The 16,065-nt window shown below is 65.5% G+C and carries 20 protein-coding genes; 19 read left to right on the top strand and 1 reads right to left on the bottom strand.

The window, feature by feature from the left end; translation table 11 throughout:
* The first annotated feature begins 78 nt into the window (after positions 1 to 78).
* The 4 genes from fabG (at position 79) to Q352_RS0111775 (ending at position 3,671) form a co-directional block, all read left to right on the top strand.
* Complete coding sequence (fabG, locus tag Q352_RS0111790; RefSeq protein ID WP_028499520.1) at positions 79 to 810, top strand: 3-oxoacyl-ACP reductase FabG; 732 nt, start codon at positions 79 to 81, stop codon at positions 808 to 810.
* A complete protein-coding gene (locus Q352_RS0111785; RefSeq protein ID WP_028499519.1) occupies positions 807 to 2,039 on the top strand; it encodes a beta-ketoacyl-ACP synthase in 1,233 nt (410 codons plus the stop codon). Before fabG ends, Q352_RS0111785 begins: the two co-directional genes overlap by 4 nt.
* 34 nt (positions 2,040 to 2,073) lie before the next feature.
* Positions 2,074 to 2,511: a hypothetical protein gene (locus Q352_RS0111780; protein WP_028499518.1), complete on the top strand. Its 438-nt coding sequence runs from the start codon at positions 2,074 to 2,076 to the stop codon at positions 2,509 to 2,511.
* A gap of 83 nt (positions 2,512 to 2,594) precedes the next feature.
* Complete coding sequence (locus tag Q352_RS0111775) at positions 2,595 to 3,671, top strand: methyltransferase (protein WP_028499517.1); 1,077 nt, start codon at positions 2,595 to 2,597, stop codon at positions 3,669 to 3,671.
* Here the strand turns inward: Q352_RS0111775 and Q352_RS22325 are convergent.
* Positions 3,639 to 4,304 carry a 4'-phosphopantetheinyl transferase family protein gene (locus Q352_RS22325; protein WP_051528900.1) on the bottom strand — a complete coding sequence of 222 codons (666 nt, stop codon included), beginning with the start codon at positions 4,302 to 4,304 and terminating at the stop codon, positions 3,639 to 3,641. The genes Q352_RS0111775 and Q352_RS22325 overlap by 33 nt on opposite strands.
* Positions 4,305 to 4,431: 127 nt before the next feature.
* Between Q352_RS22325 and ydiK the strand changes: the two genes are divergently transcribed.
* The 15 genes from ydiK (at position 4,432) to Q352_RS24120 (ending at position 15,709) form a co-directional block, all read left to right on the top strand.
* Positions 4,432 to 5,556, top strand: a complete 1,125-nt coding sequence (gene ydiK, locus Q352_RS0111765) for an AI-2E family transporter YdiK (RefSeq protein WP_028499516.1) — start codon at positions 4,432 to 4,434, stop codon at positions 5,554 to 5,556.
* 3 nt (positions 5,557 to 5,559) lie between these two features.
* A complete protein-coding gene (locus tag Q352_RS0111760; protein ID WP_028499515.1) occupies positions 5,560 to 6,174 on the top strand; it encodes a hypothetical protein in 615 nt (204 codons plus the stop codon).
* A gap of 85 nt (positions 6,175 to 6,259) precedes the next feature.
* Positions 6,260 to 7,006, top strand: coding sequence for an S-methyl-5'-thioinosine phosphorylase (locus tag Q352_RS0111755; protein ID WP_028499514.1), 747 nt, complete (start codon positions 6,260 to 6,262; stop codon positions 7,004 to 7,006).
* A gap of 22 nt (positions 7,007 to 7,028) precedes the next feature.
* Complete coding sequence (cysE, locus tag Q352_RS0111750) at positions 7,029 to 7,811, top strand: serine O-acetyltransferase (RefSeq protein ID WP_255420215.1); 783 nt, start codon at positions 7,029 to 7,031, stop codon at positions 7,809 to 7,811.
* Between the two features lie 52 nt (positions 7,812 to 7,863).
* Positions 7,864 to 8,340: a Fe-S cluster assembly transcriptional regulator IscR gene (gene iscR, locus Q352_RS0111745; RefSeq protein WP_028499512.1), complete on the top strand. Its 477-nt coding sequence runs from the start codon at positions 7,864 to 7,866 to the stop codon at positions 8,338 to 8,340.
* Between the two features lie 29 nt (positions 8,341 to 8,369).
* Positions 8,370 to 9,587 carry an IscS subfamily cysteine desulfurase gene (locus tag Q352_RS0111740; protein WP_028499511.1) on the top strand — a complete coding sequence of 406 codons (1,218 nt, stop codon included), beginning with the start codon at positions 8,370 to 8,372 and terminating at the stop codon, positions 9,585 to 9,587.
* Between the two features lie 64 nt (positions 9,588 to 9,651).
* A complete protein-coding gene (gene iscU, locus Q352_RS0111735; RefSeq protein WP_028499510.1) occupies positions 9,652 to 10,041 on the top strand; it encodes a Fe-S cluster assembly scaffold IscU in 390 nt (129 codons plus the stop codon).
* Positions 10,042 to 10,054: 13 nt separating this feature from the next.
* Positions 10,055 to 10,378, top strand: coding sequence for an iron-sulfur cluster assembly protein IscA (gene iscA, locus Q352_RS0111730; protein WP_028499509.1), 324 nt, complete (start codon positions 10,055 to 10,057; stop codon positions 10,376 to 10,378).
* 69 nt (positions 10,379 to 10,447) lie between these two features.
* Positions 10,448 to 10,963, top strand: a complete 516-nt coding sequence (gene hscB / locus Q352_RS0111725; RefSeq protein WP_028499508.1) for a Fe-S protein assembly co-chaperone HscB — start codon at positions 10,448 to 10,450, stop codon at positions 10,961 to 10,963.
* Positions 10,964 to 11,067: 104 nt separating this feature from the next.
* Complete coding sequence (hscA, locus tag Q352_RS0111720) at positions 11,068 to 12,927, top strand: Fe-S protein assembly chaperone HscA (RefSeq protein WP_028499507.1); 1,860 nt, start codon at positions 11,068 to 11,070, stop codon at positions 12,925 to 12,927.
* Between the two features lie 9 nt (positions 12,928 to 12,936).
* Positions 12,937 to 13,275 carry an ISC system 2Fe-2S type ferredoxin gene (gene fdx / locus Q352_RS0111715; protein WP_028499506.1) on the top strand — a complete coding sequence of 113 codons (339 nt, stop codon included), beginning with the start codon at positions 12,937 to 12,939 and terminating at the stop codon, positions 13,273 to 13,275.
* Positions 13,276 to 13,323: 48 nt separating this feature from the next.
* The gene (locus Q352_RS0111710) at positions 13,324 to 13,827 is read left to right on the top strand and encodes a YbaK/EbsC family protein (protein WP_244879577.1); all 504 of its coding nucleotides are present in this window, start codon (positions 13,324 to 13,326) and stop codon (positions 13,825 to 13,827) included.
* Positions 13,828 to 13,829: 2 nt separating this feature from the next.
* A complete protein-coding gene (gene iscX, locus Q352_RS0111705) occupies positions 13,830 to 14,024 on the top strand; it encodes a Fe-S cluster assembly protein IscX (protein ID WP_028499504.1) in 195 nt (64 codons plus the stop codon).
* A gap of 73 nt (positions 14,025 to 14,097) precedes the next feature.
* Positions 14,098 to 14,751 carry a glutathione S-transferase family protein gene (locus Q352_RS0111700; RefSeq protein ID WP_028499503.1) on the top strand — a complete coding sequence of 218 codons (654 nt, stop codon included), beginning with the start codon at positions 14,098 to 14,100 and terminating at the stop codon, positions 14,749 to 14,751.
* Positions 14,752 to 14,779: 28 nt separating this feature from the next.
* A complete protein-coding gene (locus Q352_RS24120; RefSeq protein ID WP_084300104.1) occupies positions 14,780 to 15,709 on the top strand; it encodes an isochorismatase family protein in 930 nt (309 codons plus the stop codon).
* The last annotated feature ends 356 nt before the right edge of the window (positions 15,710 to 16,065 follow it).

Here is a 16,065-nt window from a genome sequence, read left to right as displayed (position 1 = left end):
CTTTTTTGACGATTTTTATTGTTACCCAATTCATGACATCGAGTTTGCGAGTGGAACCCGGATTGCGGGGAGCAGGACATGACTGACAAGACCGTATTGATAACCGGGTCGAGCCGCGGCATCGGCCGCGCCATTGCGCTGTGCCTGGCGCAGGATGGCTACGATATCGTCCTGCACTGCCGCGAGCGGCGAGAGCAGGCCGATGAGGTGGCGGCGCAGATTGCGGCGCTGGGCCGGCGCGTGCGCGTGCTGCAGTTCGACGTCGGCCAGCGCGAAGAGACTGCCCGGGCGCTGCTCGACGATGTCGGGCAGCACGGCTGCTACTACGGCGTGGTCTGCAATGCCGGCATTGCCCGCGACAACGCCTTCCCGGCCATGCCGCCGGAAGACTGGGACGCGGTGATTCACACCAACCTCGACGCGTTCTACAACGTGCTCAACCCGCTGATCATGCCGATGGTGCGGACGCGCAAGCCGGGGCGCATCGTCACGCTGTCGTCGGTGTCCGGCATCATGGGCAACCGTGGCCAGGTCAACTACAGCGCGGCCAAGGCCGGCATCATCGGCGCCAGCAAGGCGCTGGCGGTCGAGCTGGCCAGCCGCGGCATCACCGTGAACTGCGTGGCACCCGGCCTGATCGGCACCGAGATGGTCGACGACGACATCCTGCAGGAAGCGCTGAAAATGATTCCGGCGCGCCGGGTCGGCAAACCGGAGGAGGTCGCCGCCACCGTGCGCTTCCTGCTCGGCGAGGATGCCGCCTATATCACCCGCCAGGTCATTTCGGTCAACGGGGGGCTGCTCGGATGAAGCGCGTAGTGATTACCGGCATCGGTGCGCTCAGCCCGCTCGGCCATGACTGGGAAACGGTGCATGCGCGCCTGCGCGCCGGCCGCAACGCCGTGCAGCGCATGAGTGCCTGGGCCGATTATGCCGGGCTCAACACCCAGGTCGGCGCGCCGGTCGCGCCGTATGTCCTGCCGACCGAGCTGTACCACCGCAAGAGCACCCGCAGCATGGGACCGGTGGCGCTGATGGCGACCCGTGCCAGCGAACTGGCACTGCGTGATGCCGGCCTGTATGGCGATCCGCTGGTCAGTTCGGGCCGCATGGGCATTTCCTACGGCTCGTCGGCCGGCTCGCCGGGCGCGATCGGCGATTTCGGCACGGTGATGAGCGAGAAGACCACCGCCGGCATCAGCGCAACTACCTACATCAAGATGATGTCGCATACGGCAGCGGTCAATATCGGCGTGTTCTTCGGCATTACCGGCCGCATCGTGACCACCTCCAGCGCCTGCACCTCAGGCAGCCAGGGCATCGGCTATGCCTTCGAGGCGATCCAGTCCGGCAAGCAGGTCGCCATGCTCGCCGGCGGCGCCGAGGAACTCGATGCGACCGAGGCGGCGGTGTTCGACACCCTGTTTGCCGCCAGCGCGGACCACAACGACACGCCGTCCCTGACCCCGCGCCCGTTCGATGCCCGCCGCGACGGGCTGGTGCTCGGCGAGGGCGCATGCACGCTGGTGCTGGAAGAGCGCGAGCACGCGCTGGCGCGCGGCGCGCGGCCCTATGCGGAAATCATCGGCTATGGCACCAACAGCGACGGCCGCCACGTGACCCAGCCGCGCCCGGACACCATGGCGGTTGCCATGCGTCTGGCCCTTGACGACGCCGGCCTGGCGCCGGCCGACATCGGCTACGTGAACGCGCACGGCACGGCGACCGACCATGGCGACGTCGCCGAATCGCATGCCACGCAGGACGTGTTCGGTGCCCGCATGCCGATCTCGTCGCTGAAAAGCTATATGGGCCACACCCTCGGCGCCTGCGGTGCGCTGGAAGCCTGGATGACCATCGAGATGATGCGGGCCGGCTGGTTTGCGCCGACGCTGAACCTCGACGCCGTCGATCCGGCCTGTGCCGAGCTCGACTACCTGACCGGGAACGGGCGCGCGCTGGAAACCGACGTGGTCATGAGCAACAACTTTGCCTTCGGCGGCATCAACACCTCGCTGATCTTCCGCCGCTGCGACTGACCCGCTTTTCAATCGACAACAGGATGAACGAATCATGAAAAAAACACTGGCGCTTTCGATGCTTGCCCTGCTGCTGGCCGGCCAGGCCCATGCCCGCGACACCGAGCTGCACCTGCCGTTCGAGGACGTGCTGAACATGCCGGAAGCCAAGGACAAGCTCGACGGCTCGGTCAAGTTCTACCTGGCCGGACAGAAGACCCCGGCCATTACCGAGCAGCTGGGTGAGGACGTGTCCAACCGCAAGACCAACGGCTTTGGCAAGGCCGACGACGTCGCCTGCCGCTGGGCCGCGCTGTCCGCGCTGATGGCTTTCCAGAACAAGGCCAAGTCACTGGGGGCGAATGCGGTGTACGACATCGTCAGCTACTACAAGAAAAACGAAACCCGCAGCAGCACGACTTATGAATGCCATGCCGGCGCCATGGTCGCCGGCGTGGCGCTGAAGGGCCGCTACGGCAAGATGGCCAACTGAGTGGTCCGCCGGCCCGCATGATGCGGGCCGGCATCATCTATGCACGACGGGTCCGGCTGGCCGGACCGCAACAGGGAGACAGGGTGGAAACCGTTTATGACCATGATCGACTGAACGCGCTGGAGGCCGTATCGGCTGCGCAGAAGATCGCCTTTGCGCCGATTCTGTTCCAGGCGGTCTGGTGCCTGCGCGAGACCGGCCTGCTGGCCGCGCTGGAACGGCATGACCGCGACGGCGCGAGTCTGGAAACCCTTGTCGACGACAGCGGGCTGACACCCTATGCCGTGGGGGTGCTGCTGGACATGGGACTGAGCGGTGGCGTGCTGTTCCTGAAGTCGGCGCGTTACCGGCTGACCCGGGTCGGTCACTACCTGCTGAACGATCCGATGACCCGGACCAACATGGACTTCACCCAGCACACCTGCTACGAGGCGATGCGCCATCTGCTGGATGCCATCCGCAGTGGCAAGCCGTCCGGGCTGCAGGTGTTCGGCGACTGGCCGACCATCTACCCGGCACTCGGCGAACTGCCCGACGAGGCGCGCGAAAGCTGGTTCGAATTCGACCACTTCTATTCCGATCAGGCGTTCAGCGAGGCGCTGGCGAAAATCTTCCACTACCGGCCTGCGCATATCTATGACGTCGGCGGCAATACCGGCAAGTGGGCGTTGCGCTGTGCGCGCCACGATCCGGACGTGCGTGTCACGCTGCTGGATCTGCCGCAGCAACTGGCCCTGGCGCAGGACAACATCGAACGCGAGGGGCTGGCCGGCCGCATCGACGGCTGGCCGGTCGACATTCTCAAGGCGGAACAGCTGCCCGGCGACGCCGACCTGTGGTGGATGAGCCAGTTCCTCGACTGCTTCAGCGAGGACGAGATCGTCCACATCCTCAAGCTGATCGGCCGCAGTATGCGCCCGGACGCCCGGCTGGCGATCATGGAGCTGTTCTGGGACCGTCAGCGCTTCGAGGCGGCAGCCTTCAGTCTCAATGCGACATCGCTGTACTTTACCTGCCTCGCCAATGGCAACAGCCGTTTCTATCACTCGAAAGTGATGCTGAAGTGCCTGCGGCTGGCGGGCTTTCATGTCGAGGACGAATACGACGACCTCGGCAAGGGTCACACGCTACTGATCTGTCGCAAGCTGGCCGACGCCTGATCCGGCCGGCAGGCAGTCCAGCCGGAGGACAAGCGGCGGACTGCCGATCGGCGCGGCCTGCGCATCCCGCCAGTGCAGCCGCGCCGGCCACGGCACATGCAGCGCCCAGCTGCAGCCGTCATGCAGGCCGGCCAGCACCTGGCCGTGCGGCGTGCGCGGATAGCGCAGCGTGGCGGCGACCGGATCGACCTCGACCCGGGACAGCTCCGCCAGCCCGTGCCCTCCCGCCTTCAGCGCCGCCTCGCGGATGCACCACAGCAGGTAGAAGCGTTCCAGTGCCGGACCTGACGCCATCCAGTCGCGCTCCGGTGCCGAATACAGCGCATCGGCCATGTCGGCCATGTGCGTGCGTGGTCGCGGCAGTTCGATATCGAGGCCGACCGGCCCGGTTCCGCCCAGGGCAACCGCAATGCAGTCGCGGCTGTGGCTGAGGCTGAAGGCGGGCAGCGCGGCATCGCGGAAACGGGGGCGGCCGCCGGCCTCGCGCACGATCTCCGGCAGCACCTCCATGCCGTGCGTTACCGCCAGCAATCGTGCCAGCAGCGCGCGGGCGGCCAGCGAGGCGCGCTGCGGGAGCGGCGCCGCATCAGCGTCCGGCGGCACAAGGCGGGCAAAGGCCAGATGGATGTTCATGCGCGCATTATCCGCCTGCCGCGCGGGTTTGGCCCGCCGCCGGCAAGGGAACGCTGTTCTATACTCACTCGCATTCTGCCCGGGCTCCGGGCATCCTAGTCATTCGACCCTGCGCCATGGAGCGTCCGTGAACCCTGTTTCTCCCCGCAACGATCTGGCGCGCGCGCTGCTCCTCATCCTGATTACCAGTCTGCTGATTGCCGGCAGCCTCTGGGTCCTGCGTCCGTTCCTGGTCGCGCTGGTCTGGGCGACCACGGTGGTCGTCGCGACCTGGCCCATCCTGCTGTCGGTGCAGCGCCGGCTGTGGGGACGTCGCAGCCTGGCAGTGCTGGTCATGATGCTGATCATGCTGGTGCTGCTGGTGCTGCCCATCGTCGCCGGGATTTCCATCGTGGCCGAGCATGCCGACGCGATCGCCGGCTGGGCCAAGGCACTGCCCGCCTACACCCTGCCGGCGCCGCCGGCGTGGGTGGGACAGCTGCCGCTGATCGGCAACGCCGTCGGCAGCGAGTGGCAGCGCCTGTCCGATGCCGGCTCCGGCGGCGTGCTGGCCCGGCTGCAGCCGTATGCGATGCTGATCGCCAACCAGGGGCTGGCTGCCGCCGGCTCGGCCGGCATGCTGGTCGTCCACCTGCTGCTGACGCTGGCGGTGTCCGCCATCCTGTACGCCCGGGGCGAAGCGGCGGCCTGCGGCCTGCGGCGCTTTGCACGCCGGCTGGCCGGCTCCCGGGGCGAGAATGCGCTGCTGCTGGCCGGCATGGCCATCCGCGCCGTTGCGCTGGGCATCGTCGTCACCGCGCTGACCCAGTCCGCGCTCGGCGGGCTCGGCGTCTGGATTGCCGGCGTGCCGTTTGCCGGTCTGCTGACCGTATTGATGCTGCTGCTGTGCATCGCCCAGATCGGGCCGACGCTGCCACTGCTGGGCGCGGTAGCATGGCTGTACTGGCAGAACGAGCCGGTGTGGGCGACGTCGCTGCTGGTCTGGACCGGCATCGTCGGCACGCTGGACAATGTGCTGCGCCCCATCCTGATCCGGCGCGGCGCCGACCTGCCGCTGCTGCTGATCCTGGTCGGCGTGATCGGCGGCCTGCTGGCCTTCGGCATCGTCGGCCTGTTTGTCGGTCCGGTGATTCTGGCCGTGTCCTATACCTTGCTGAAGGCATGGATCGATGAGGGCCTGGTGTCGCCTGTCGTGACGCCGGACAGCGTCCCGACCCCTGCCGACAGTCATTCCCCCCACTCACAGGAGTAAGCCATGTCGATCCTCTCCACCGGAGGCCGCCGGATTGCCGGTTGGCTGGCCGTGGCCGCCTGCGTCGTACTGACCGCCTGCTCGACGCCGCAACTGACCTCGGTCTGGCGCAGCCCCGATTTCAGCGGACCGGCACCGAAGCAGATACTGGTGATCGGCATCAGCAAGAGCGACAGTCATCGCCGCATCTTCGAGGACAGCTTTGTCCGGAGCCTGCGCGATGCCGGCATCCCGGCCGCGACCAGCTATGCGCTGCTGCCGGAAAGCGGGCAGCTGTCGCGGGCCGACATCCGCGACACGGTCACCCGGACCGGTTCCGACGCGATCCTGGTCACCCGGCTGCTGCGCGTCGATCAGCGCATCAGCGTGTCGCCCGGCTACATGGGACCGGGCTATGGCGGCTTCTATGGCTGGTATGGCGCGGCCTGGGCATCGATGCCGCCGCAGGTCGACCAGTATGAAGTGCTGGTCATCGAGTCGACGCTGTGGGACTTCAAACAGGAAAAAGTCATCTGGAGCGGCACCAGCGAAACCATCGCCGGGCAGGACGTGGCCGGGCTGACCACGAAGCTGGCCGGGGTGCTGATCGAGCGCATGCGCAAGGACGGCGTACTGTAATTCCGGATCACGGCGGCGCGTGGCCGTTGGTGGATGGCGAAGCGAATGGTATGTTTCGCCATCCTCATTCCGTCATGGAGACGTGATGCTCGCCATTATCGGCGGCAGCGGCCTGTACCGCCTGCCCGGTTTCGAATCCACCCAGCGCCAGATCGTCCGCACCCCGTTCGGCGATCCGTCCTGCCCGCTGACCTTCGGCCTGATCGGCGGCCATCCGGTCGTGTTCATCGCCCGCCACGGCTACGGACATTCGCTGGCGCCGCACGAGATCAACTACCGCGCCAACATCTGGGCACTGGCGGAGCAGGGCGTGAGCGGCATCGTCGCCGTCGGCTCGGTCGGCGGCATTTCCGCCGGCGTGCCACCGGGCACCGTCGCGGTGCCGGACCAGATCATCGACTACACCTGGGGCCGCGCGCACACCTATTTCGAAGGCGCCGACATCCCGGTCGTCCACACCGACCTGACACTGCCCTATGACGCCAGACTGCGCGCGCGCCTGCTGCAGGCCGCAAAGAGCGCCGGCGTCGACGCCCATGATGGCGGCGTGTATGCCTGCACCCAGGGGCCGCGACTGGAAACCGCGGCGGAAATCCGCCGGCTGGAACGCGACGGTGCCGACATGGTCGGCATGACCGGCATGCCGGAAGCCGCGCTGGCCCGGGAAAAGGGCGTGCCGTATGCGTGCCTGGCGCCGGTGGTGAACTGGGCCGCCGGCAAGGGCGACAGCGTCGCCTCGGTGACCTTCGACAGCCAGAGCCAGGCCTTTGCCGCCGCACTGGAGTCGGTCGGCAAGATCCTGATCGCCGCGGTCACCCACGGCAGCCACTGAACCGGTTTGCATTTGCCCGCGGGTGGCCCACACTCGCGGTGTCCCTTCTTTGACACCGGACCCGACAATGTTCTCCCGGCTGCGCGAAAATATCCGCTGCGTGTTCGACCGTGATCCCGCCGCGCGGACCGTCTGGGAAGTGCTTACCTGCTATCCCGGCTTCCACGCCCTGACACTGCACCGGCTGGCGCACGGGCTGTGGCAGCGCGGCTTCAAGTGGAGCGGGCGCTTCGTGTCGCATCTGTCGCGCTGGCTGACCGGCATCGAGATCCATCCCGGCGCCCGTATCGGCCGCCGGGTGTTCATCGACCACGGCATGGGCGTCGTGATCGGCGAAACGGCAGAAGTCGGCGATGACTGCACGCTGTATCATGGCGTCACCCTGGGCGGCACCAGCTGGCAGAAAGGCAAACGCCACCCGACACTCGGCGCCGGGGTCGTGGTGGGCGCCGGCGCGAAGGTGCTGGGGCCGATCACCGTGCACGACAAGGCGCGTATCGGCTCGAACGCTGTCGTCATGAAGGACGTGCCGGCTGGCGCGACCGCCGTCGGCATCCCGGCCAGACTGGTCGAGTCGCGCGATGGCGGCAGCACCGACACGCGCTTTGCCCAGTACGGGGTCGGCGGCGACATGAACGATCCGGTGGTCAAGGCGCTGCACGCGCTGATCGACCATTCGGCACTGACCGACCGGCGCCTGGAACGGCTGCTCGCCCTGCTCGAACAGCACGGTATCGACACCGGAAACGCCGGCCGCAACGGCGACGATTTCGACCCTGACCGGCTCAATAAAATTGTTGACTAAAACACTCGGGTTTTAGTATTCTCACCATCGAAATTCGATGAGGGAGAACGACATGCGATTGACCACCAAAGGCCGCTTCGCCGTAACCGCCATGCTGGATCTGGCGCTGCGCGAGCACAACGGTCCGGTCACGCTCGCCGGCATCAGCGAGCGCCAGGGCATCTCCCTGTCCTATCTCGAGCAGTTGTTCGGCAAGTTGCGCCGTGCCGAACTGGTGGACAGCGTGCGCGGTCCGGGCGGTGGTTACTGTCTGGCCCGGGATGCAGTCAACATTTCCGTCGCGAACATCATCATCGCCGTCGACGAACCGCTCGACGCCACCTCCTGTGGTGGGCAGGAAAACTGTCACGACAGCCACCGCTGCATGACCCACGATCTGTGGACCGATCTCAACCGCACAATCTATGCCTACCTCGAGGCCGTTACGCTCGGCAGCCTGGTGGATCAGCAGCGCGCGCAGTGCGGACAAAATGTGCTGGTCGACGCCCGTGAGCGGCGCGGCCGCAGCGACGCACGCGCCGCAGCCTGACGAACCTCATTGGCAACTGGAGCATATCGATGAGCCAACTTTCGCTTCCCGTCTATCTCGACTACTCGGCAACCACCCCGATCGACCCGCGTGTCGCCGAGGCGATGATCCCGTTCCTGACCGAAAAATTCGGCAACCCCGCATCGCGCAGCCACAGCTTCGGCTGGGTCGCGGAAGAGGCGGTCGAAAACGCCCGTACCGAAGTCGCGCGGCTGGTCAACTGTGATCCGAAGGAAATCGTCTGGACGTCCGGTGCGACCGAGTCCAACAACCTGGCCATCAAGGGCGCGGCCCAGTTCTACAAGACCCGGGGCCGCCATCTGATCACGGTCAAGACCGAACACAAGGCCGTGCTGGACACCATGCGCGAGCTGGAGCGCCAGGGCTTTGAAGTCACCTATCTCGACGTGCAGGACAACGGTCTGCTCGACCTCGACCGCCTGCGCGACGCCATCCGTCCGGACACCATCCTGGTGTCGGTCATGCTGGTCAACAACGAAATCGGCGTGATTCAGGACATGGATGCCATCGGCAACCTGTGCCGCGAAAAGGGCGTGCTGTTCCATGTTGATGCCGCCCAGGCCACCGGCAAGGTCGTGATCGATCTGGAAAAGCTCAAGGTTGACCTGATGAGCTTCTCCGCCCACAAGACCTATGGCCCGAAGGGCATCGGCGCGCTGTACGTCCGCCGCAAGCCGCGTGTGCGCATCGAGGCGCAGATGCATGGCGGCGGTCACGAACGCGGCATGCGCTCCGGCACGCTGGCCACGCACCAGATCGTCGGCATGGGCGAGGCATTCCGCATCGCCCGCGAGGAAATGGCCACCGAGAACGAACGCATCCGCATGCTGCGCGACCGGCTGTGGAGCGGGCTGTCCGACATCGAACAGGTCTACCTGAACGGTGACCTCGAACGCCGCGTCGCCCAGAACCTGAACGTCAGCTTCAACTTCGTCGAAGGCGAAAGCCTGATCATGGCGATCAAGGACCTGGCCGTGTCGTCGGGTTCGGCCTGCACGTCGGCGTCGCTGGAACCGTCCTACGTCTTGCGCGCCCTGGGCCGCAACGACGAACTGGCGCACAGCTCGATCCGCTTCACCATCGGCCGCTTCACCACGGTCGAGGAAATCGACTTTGCCGTGAAGCTGCTGCACGACAAGATCGGCAAGCTGCGCGAACTGTCGCCGCTGTGGGAAATGTTCAAGGACGGCGTCGACCTGAACAGCGTCCAGTGGGCCGCGCATTGATTGACTGACGGGCTGATCCCGACCGGAAACAGGGCGGATCGGCCTCGCTTCGAGGAGTAGAGAAATGTCTTACAGTTCCAAGGTCATCGACCACTACGAGAATCCCCGCAACGTCGGTTCGTTCGAAAAGGGCGACACCACCATCGGGACCGGCATGGTCGGCGCACCGGCCTGTGGCGACGTGATGAAGCTGCAGATCAAGGTCGGTGCCGACGGCGTGATCGAGGACGCGAAGTTCAAGACCTACGGCTGCGGTTCCGCCATCGCCTCCAGCTCGCTGGTCACCGAATGGGTCAAGGGCAAGACGCTCGACGAAGCCCTGACGATCAAGAACACCGCGATTGCCGAAGAATTGGCGCTGCCGCCGGTCAAGATTCACTGCTCGATTCTGGCCGAGGACGCCATCAAGGCGGCCGTGACCGACTACAAGCAGAAGCACGGCGCGGAAAACTGAGAAGGGACGCATGATGTCGATTACCCTGACCGAAAGCGCGGCGCGTCACGTCCAGCGCTACCTCGAAAAGCGTGGCAAGGGTGTCGGACTGCGGCTGGGCGTCAAAACCTCCGGCTGCTCCGGCATGGCCTACAAGCTCGAGTTCGTCGACGCGGTCGACGGTTCGGACCTGACGTTCGAGAGCCACGGCGTCAAGGTGTTTACCGATGCGAAGAGCCTGGCCTACCTTGACGGCACCGAACTCGATTTCGTCAAGGAAGGCCTCAACGAGGGCTTCAGGTTCAACAACCCGAACGTGAAGAACGAGTGTGGTTGCGGTGAGAGCTTCCACGTCTGAGCCCCGCTTGCCAGGCGCGCCCTCCGCGAGGAGGCGCGCCTTGTTCATTTCTGCTGCACTGTCCGCCCGATGACCCACTTTTCCCTGTTCGACCTGCCCCAGCGCTTCGCCGTCGACCTGCCGGCACTTGAAGCCGCCTACCGTCGCGTGCAGGCCGAGGTCCACCCTGACCGCCATGCGCACAAGCCGGATGCCGACCGGCGTCTGGCCATGCAGTACGCGACACGCGTGAACGAAGCCTACCAGGTGCTGAAGCGCCCGCTGCTGCGCGCGCGCTATCTGCTGTCGCTGGCGGGTGTCGATACCCAGGAAGAAACCAACACCGCGATGCCGGTCGACTTCCTGATGGCACAGATGGAGTGGCGCGAGGCCGTGGCGGACGCGCGGATCGCGCGCGACGTCGACCAGCTGGAACGCCTGTCGGCCGACGTCCGTCGCGACACCGACGCGCTGACCGTCAGCCTCGGGCAGGCGCTGGATGTCGACGCAGACAATGAAACTGCGGCGCTGCTCGTGCGAAAATTGCGTTTTCTCGAAAAACTCGATGAAGAAATCGGCGATGCCATCGAGGCGCTGCTGTTCTGATTCCGATGATTCCCAAGGGGTGACGAGACCGCAGGCCGCCGGACTGATCCGGCGTGCCGCCGCCAGCGGTCGTCCTCGTCCCGTTTTGTGGTGACATAACGTTCATGGCTCTGCTGCAAATCTCCGAACCCGGCCTGTCGGCCGCTCCGCACCAGCATCGCCTCGCGGTCGGCATCGACCTGGGCACGACCAACTCCCTCGTGGCGACCGTGCGCAGCGGTTCTGCCACCGTGCTGCCGGACGAGCATGGCTACAACCTGCTGCCCTCGGTGGTCCGCTACATGGAAGACGGCAGCGTCGTCGTCGGCCATGCCGCGCGCGCGCGGCAGAGCGACGATCCGCACAACACCATCGTCTCGGTCAAACGCTACATGGGCCGCGACCTGAAAGACATCGGCGACACCGCCTCGACGCCGTACCGCTTTGTCGATGCGCCGGGCATGGTGCAGCTGGCGACCCGCCAGGGCGTCAAGTCGCCGGTCGAAATCTCCGCCGACATCCTGCGGGCACTGAAAGTCCGCGCCGAAGCGTCGCTGGGCGGCGAACTGACCGGTGCCGTCATTACCGTGCCGGCCTACTTCGACGACGCACAGCGTCAGGCGACCAAGGACGCGGCGCGGCTGGCCGGCCTCAATGTGCTGCGCCTGCTGAACGAACCGACGGCGGCGGCCATCGCCTACGGCCTGGATAACGCGTCCGAAGGCGTGTACGTCGTCTATGACCTTGGCGGCGGCACCTTCGACGTGTCGGTGCTGCGCCTGACACGCGGCGTGTTCGAAGTGCTGTCGACCAGCGGCGATTCCGCGCTGGGCGGCGACGATTTCGACCAGCGCGTGTTCTGCTGGATTCTCGAACAGGCATCGCTGTCGCAACTCGAAGACCACGACATCCGCCTGCTGCTGACCCACGCCCGCGCTGCCAAGGAACGCCTGACCGACGCCAGCGAGGCGCATATCAACACCGTGCTGTCGGACAAGACCGAAGTCGACCTGCTGCTGACGCGCGACGTCTTCGGCGACATCAGCCGCACGCTGGTGGAAAAGACCCTGCTGCCGGTGCGCAAGGCGCTGCGCGACGCGAAGATCGCGCCGGCGGACGTCAACGGCGTGGTGCTGGTCGGCGGCGCGACGCGCATGCCGCAAATCCGCCGCTCGGTCGGCGAGTACTTCGGCTGCACGCCGCTGACCAACCTCGACCCGGACCAGGTCGTCGCCCTCGGTGCCGCCATGCAGGCCAATGTGCTGGCCGGCAACAAGACCGAAGACGACTGGCTGCTGCTGGACGTGATTCCGCTGTCGCTCGGTATCGAAACCATGGGCGGGCTGGTGGAAAAGATCATTCCGCGCAACAGCACCATCCCGACCGCGCGGGCGCAGGAATTCACGACCTTCAAGGACGGGCAGACCGCCATGGCGGTGCATGTGCTGCAGGGCGAGCGCGAACTGGTTACCGATTGCCGCAGCCTGGCGCGTTTCGAACTGCGCGGCATCCCGCCGATGGTGGCCGGTGCGGCGCGGATCCGCGTCACCTTCCAGGTCGATGCCGACGGCCTGCTCGGCGTCAGCGCGCGCGAGCAGTCGAGCGGCGTCGAGGCCAGCATCTCGGTCAAGCCGAGCTACGGCCTGACCGACGACCAGATCACCCAGATGCTGGCCGACTCGATCGAGCACGTGAAGGACGATATCGTCGCGCGCAAGCTGCGCGAAGCCGTGGTTGACGCGGAAAGCCTGCTCGCCACGACGGAAGCCGCACTGCAGGTCGACGGCGATCTGCTCGACGGCGCCGAGCGGGCCGCGATCGTCGATGCCGAAGCCGGGCTGCGCAGCGCGATCGCCTCGCAACAGACCGTGGCCATCAACGCCGCCACTGCCCGCCTGAACGACGCCACCAACGAATTTGCCGCCCGGCGCATGGATCGCAATATCCGTCGCGCGCTGGCCGGCCAGAAAATCAGCGACCTGTAAGGACTCCCCATGCCGAAAATCATCGTCCTGCCCAATCCCGACCTGTGTCCGGACGGGGCGGTCATCGACGCCGTTCCCGGGCAGAACCTCTGTAAGCTCCTGCTGGAACACGATATCGAGATCGAGCATGCCTGCGAAATGAGCTGCGCCTGCACCACCTGCCACGTCGTGGTGCGCGAAGGCTTCGATTCCCTTGATCCGTCCGACGAGCTGGAAGACGATATGCTCGACAAGGCATGGGGGCTGGAACCGCAGTCCCGCCTGTCATGTCAGGCCATCGTGGCGGAAGACGATCTGGTCGTGGACATTCCGCGCTATACCGTCAACCACGCCCGCGAACATCATTGATCAGCTCATCGGACCGGCCGTCAACTGCCGGCCGGGCAGGGGAGAAGCATGAGTGAGCATCCTCAGGGCGCGACAGGCGGCGGCAGCGTCGCCCGGGTCGCGGAAGCACTGAAAGCACTGGGCCTGCAGGCCGAGATCCGCGAAATGGCGGATTCGACCCGCACCTCGGCCGAAGCCGCCGCCGCCATCGGCTGCAGCGTGGCGCAGATTGCCAAATCCATGGTCTTTCGCGAGGTCGACAGCGACCGCGCACTGATCGTCGTCGCCAGCGGCACCAACCGCGTGTCGACCGCCAAGCTGGCGGCACTGACCGGCAAGACCATCGGCAAGGCGAACGCGGACTTCGTGCGCGAAAAGACCGGCTTCGCCATCGGTGGCGTATCGCCGGTCGGCCATGCCAACGATCCGGTCGATCTGCTGCTGGATGAAGACCTGTTCCAGTATGACGAGCTCTGGGCCGCAGCCGGCAGCCCGTTCGCCGTGTTCCGCACCACGGCCGCCGACCTGGTGGCGGCTACCGGTACCCGTGTCGCCGACATCAAGGAGAATTGAACATGAAATGGACCGATACGCTGGATATCGCCATCGAGCTGGTGGAGCAGCACCCGGACATCGACCCGAAAACGGTACGTTTTACCGACCTGCGCGACTGGGTGATGGGACTGCCCGACTTCGACGACGACCCCGGTCACTGTGGCGAGAAGATCCTCGAAGCCATCCAGATGGCGTGGATCGATGAAGCCGAATAAGCTGTAGCTATTACCAGAAACGCTCCGCATGCCGGAGCGTTTTGCTCACTGTGACCTGCACGCGGGAGATTTCATGCAATTGATCATCGGTAACAAGCGCTATTCGTCCTGGTCGCTGCGGCCCTGGCTGCTGATGCGCCACTTCGATCTGCCGTTCGACGAAATCATGGTCAACCTGTACCAGGGTGACACCCGTGCCGAGCGGCTGGCTTACTCGCCGACCGGCAAGGTGCCGGCACTGATCGACGATGGCGCGCTGGTCTGGGAATCGCTGGCGATCCTTGATTATCTGGCCGAGCGTTTTCCGCAACTGCCGCTGTGGCCGGCGGAACGGATTGCCCGTGCCCATGCGCGTTCGATCGCCGCAGAAATGCATGCCGGCTTTGGCGCACTGCGCCAGGCGATGCCGACCAACTTCTGCGCCCGCCTGCCCGGGCGCGGCCATACCGACGCGGCCCTGGCCGACGTGGCGCGGGTGGTCGAACTGGTCAGTGACTGCCGGACCCGCTTTGGCGGCACCGGACGTTTCCTGTTTGGCGAGTTCGGCATTGCCGATGCCATGTATGCGCCAGTGGCGACCCGGCTTGTCACCTACGGCGTCCAGCTGCCGCCGCTGGTGCGCGACTGGGTCGATGCCCTCTATGCACTGCCGGCAATGAACGAATGGCTGCAGGCCGCAGAAAGCGAACCGCTCATCCGTTCGGCCGAACCCTACGCCGACGCCTGATCTTCCTTCCCCAGAACGAGGACTCCGCATGCTGATTGATCTCTCCGACGCCACCCTGCTGGTGGTCGACATCCAGGACAAGCTGCTGCCGGCCATTCGTGGCGCGGAAGCGCTGCTGGCCAATGCCGGCAAACTGATCTCGGCCGCGGCCGATGCCGGTCTGCCGATTGTCTTCTCCGAACAGTACCCGCGCGGACTGGGGCATACCGCCCCGTCGCTGCTGGCGCGGGCGCCGCGTGCCGATATCGTCGAAAAGAACCACTTCTCCTGCGTGGCCGCCGGTTGCCTGCCGGACAGCCTGATGGCGCGCTCGCAAGTGATCGTGTGCGGGATGGAAGCCCACGTCTGCGTGCTGCAGACCGTGCTGGAACTGCGCGCGCAGGGCAGGCAGGTCTTCCTGGTCCGCGACTGCATCGGCTCCCGCGCCGACAGCGACGTCGACGTCGCCCTGCTGCGTTGCCAGCAGGCCGGAGTGATTCTGGTGACGCGCGAAATGGTGCTGTTCGAGACCCTGCGTCTCGCCGGCACCGACCTGTTCCGCCATATGAGCAAGACCTACCTGGTGGAAGACAAGCCGCTTGGCGTGTCGCAGCGGGAGAGCGCGGTCATGCAGGGGCAGCTGCGCGGCAAGACCTTTGCCGAAATCCTGCCGCTGCTGGACGCAGGGCGCGGCCACTTTGCGGCGGCCTGCCGGCTGACGCTGCTGGGGTTCGAGAGCGAAGTGCCTCCGGTCCTGCTGGAAGACAAGCCGGGACAGAGCGGTTCGTTGCGCGTCTACCGCTATCTGCTCGATCATTTCCAGGCCCGTATCGGCCCGGAAGCGGCCGAAGCCGGGCTGCTGCTGTATGCGGAACACAGCGCGGATGCCCGGGCGAACCCCGGAAAACACCCGAATATCGACCGTCTGCTGGACATCGCCAGCGGGAAATCGCCTTCGCTGATTGCCGTCGCAGGATGAAGCGGGAAAAGTGGTTTCAGGAAAAATCTTTCCGCTCAAGGACTTGCCGGATCGGTGACAAAAAAGCGGAAAACGGGTGTTGACGGAAGGGAGGGGCGGACGTATAGTTCGCTTCCTCGCTGCACGACGCAGCGCCGAACGAAGCAGCAAGTTGCTGATTCAGTTCGGAAAAACGCTCTTTAACAAAACAGACAACCGATAAGTGTAGGCGCTTGCTGAAAAGCAAGGCTTACACAGTCAAGGAAGAACTTTCAGAAGTTCTTTTGAGAATTGCGTCAGCCAGTTTTGCAAAGATTGAACTGAAGAGTTTGATCCTGGCTCAGATTGAACGCTGGCGGCATGCTTTACACATGCAA

The organism is Microvirgula aerodenitrificans DSM 15089, assembly GCF_000620105.1.
GTDB lineage: Bacteria > Pseudomonadota > Gammaproteobacteria > Burkholderiales > Aquaspirillaceae > Microvirgula > Microvirgula aerodenitrificans.
The sequence above is the reverse complement of the archived record's forward strand: the minus strand, read 5'-3'. Positions and strand labels throughout refer to the sequence as shown.

What these genes read in the sequence shown, in the direction of transcription:
- Q352_RS24120 (WP_084300104.1), top strand. Translation starts at nt 14,780, where the DNA reads ATGCTGATTGATCTCTCCGACGCCACCCTGCTGGTGGTCGACATCCAG.
- Q352_RS22325 (WP_051528900.1), bottom strand. Translation starts at nt 4,304, where the DNA reads ATGAACATCCATCTGGCCTTTGCCCGCCTTGTGCCGCCGGACGCTGAT.
- Q352_RS0111710 (WP_244879577.1), top strand. Translation starts at nt 13,324, where the DNA reads ATGAGTGAGCATCCTCAGGGCGCGACAGGCGGCGGCAGCGTCGCCCGG.
- iscA (WP_028499509.1), top strand. Translation starts at nt 10,055, where the DNA reads ATGTCGATTACCCTGACCGAAAGCGCGGCGCGTCACGTCCAGCGCTAC.
- hscB (WP_028499508.1), top strand. Translation starts at nt 10,448, where the DNA reads ATGACCCACTTTTCCCTGTTCGACCTGCCCCAGCGCTTCGCCGTCGAC.
- hscA (WP_028499507.1), top strand. Translation starts at nt 11,068, where the DNA reads ATGGCTCTGCTGCAAATCTCCGAACCCGGCCTGTCGGCCGCTCCGCAC.
- Q352_RS0111780 (WP_028499518.1), top strand. Translation starts at nt 2,074, where the DNA reads ATGAAAAAAACACTGGCGCTTTCGATGCTTGCCCTGCTGCTGGCCGGC.
- fabG (WP_028499520.1), top strand. Translation starts at nt 79, where the DNA reads ATGACTGACAAGACCGTATTGATAACCGGGTCGAGCCGCGGCATCGGC.
- Q352_RS0111755 (WP_028499514.1), top strand. Translation starts at nt 6,260, where the DNA reads ATGCTCGCCATTATCGGCGGCAGCGGCCTGTACCGCCTGCCCGGTTTC.
- Q352_RS0111785 (WP_028499519.1), top strand. Translation starts at nt 807, where the DNA reads ATGAAGCGCGTAGTGATTACCGGCATCGGTGCGCTCAGCCCGCTCGGC.
- Q352_RS0111760 (WP_028499515.1), top strand. Translation starts at nt 5,560, where the DNA reads ATGTCGATCCTCTCCACCGGAGGCCGCCGGATTGCCGGTTGGCTGGCC.
- Q352_RS0111700 (WP_028499503.1), top strand. Translation starts at nt 14,098, where the DNA reads ATGCAATTGATCATCGGTAACAAGCGCTATTCGTCCTGGTCGCTGCGG.
- iscR (WP_028499512.1), top strand. Translation starts at nt 7,864, where the DNA reads ATGCGATTGACCACCAAAGGCCGCTTCGCCGTAACCGCCATGCTGGAT.
- Q352_RS0111740 (WP_028499511.1), top strand. Translation starts at nt 8,370, where the DNA reads ATGAGCCAACTTTCGCTTCCCGTCTATCTCGACTACTCGGCAACCACC.
- iscX (WP_028499504.1), top strand. Translation starts at nt 13,830, where the DNA reads ATGAAATGGACCGATACGCTGGATATCGCCATCGAGCTGGTGGAGCAG.
- fdx (WP_028499506.1), top strand. Translation starts at nt 12,937, where the DNA reads ATGCCGAAAATCATCGTCCTGCCCAATCCCGACCTGTGTCCGGACGGG.
- iscU (WP_028499510.1), top strand. Translation starts at nt 9,652, where the DNA reads ATGTCTTACAGTTCCAAGGTCATCGACCACTACGAGAATCCCCGCAAC.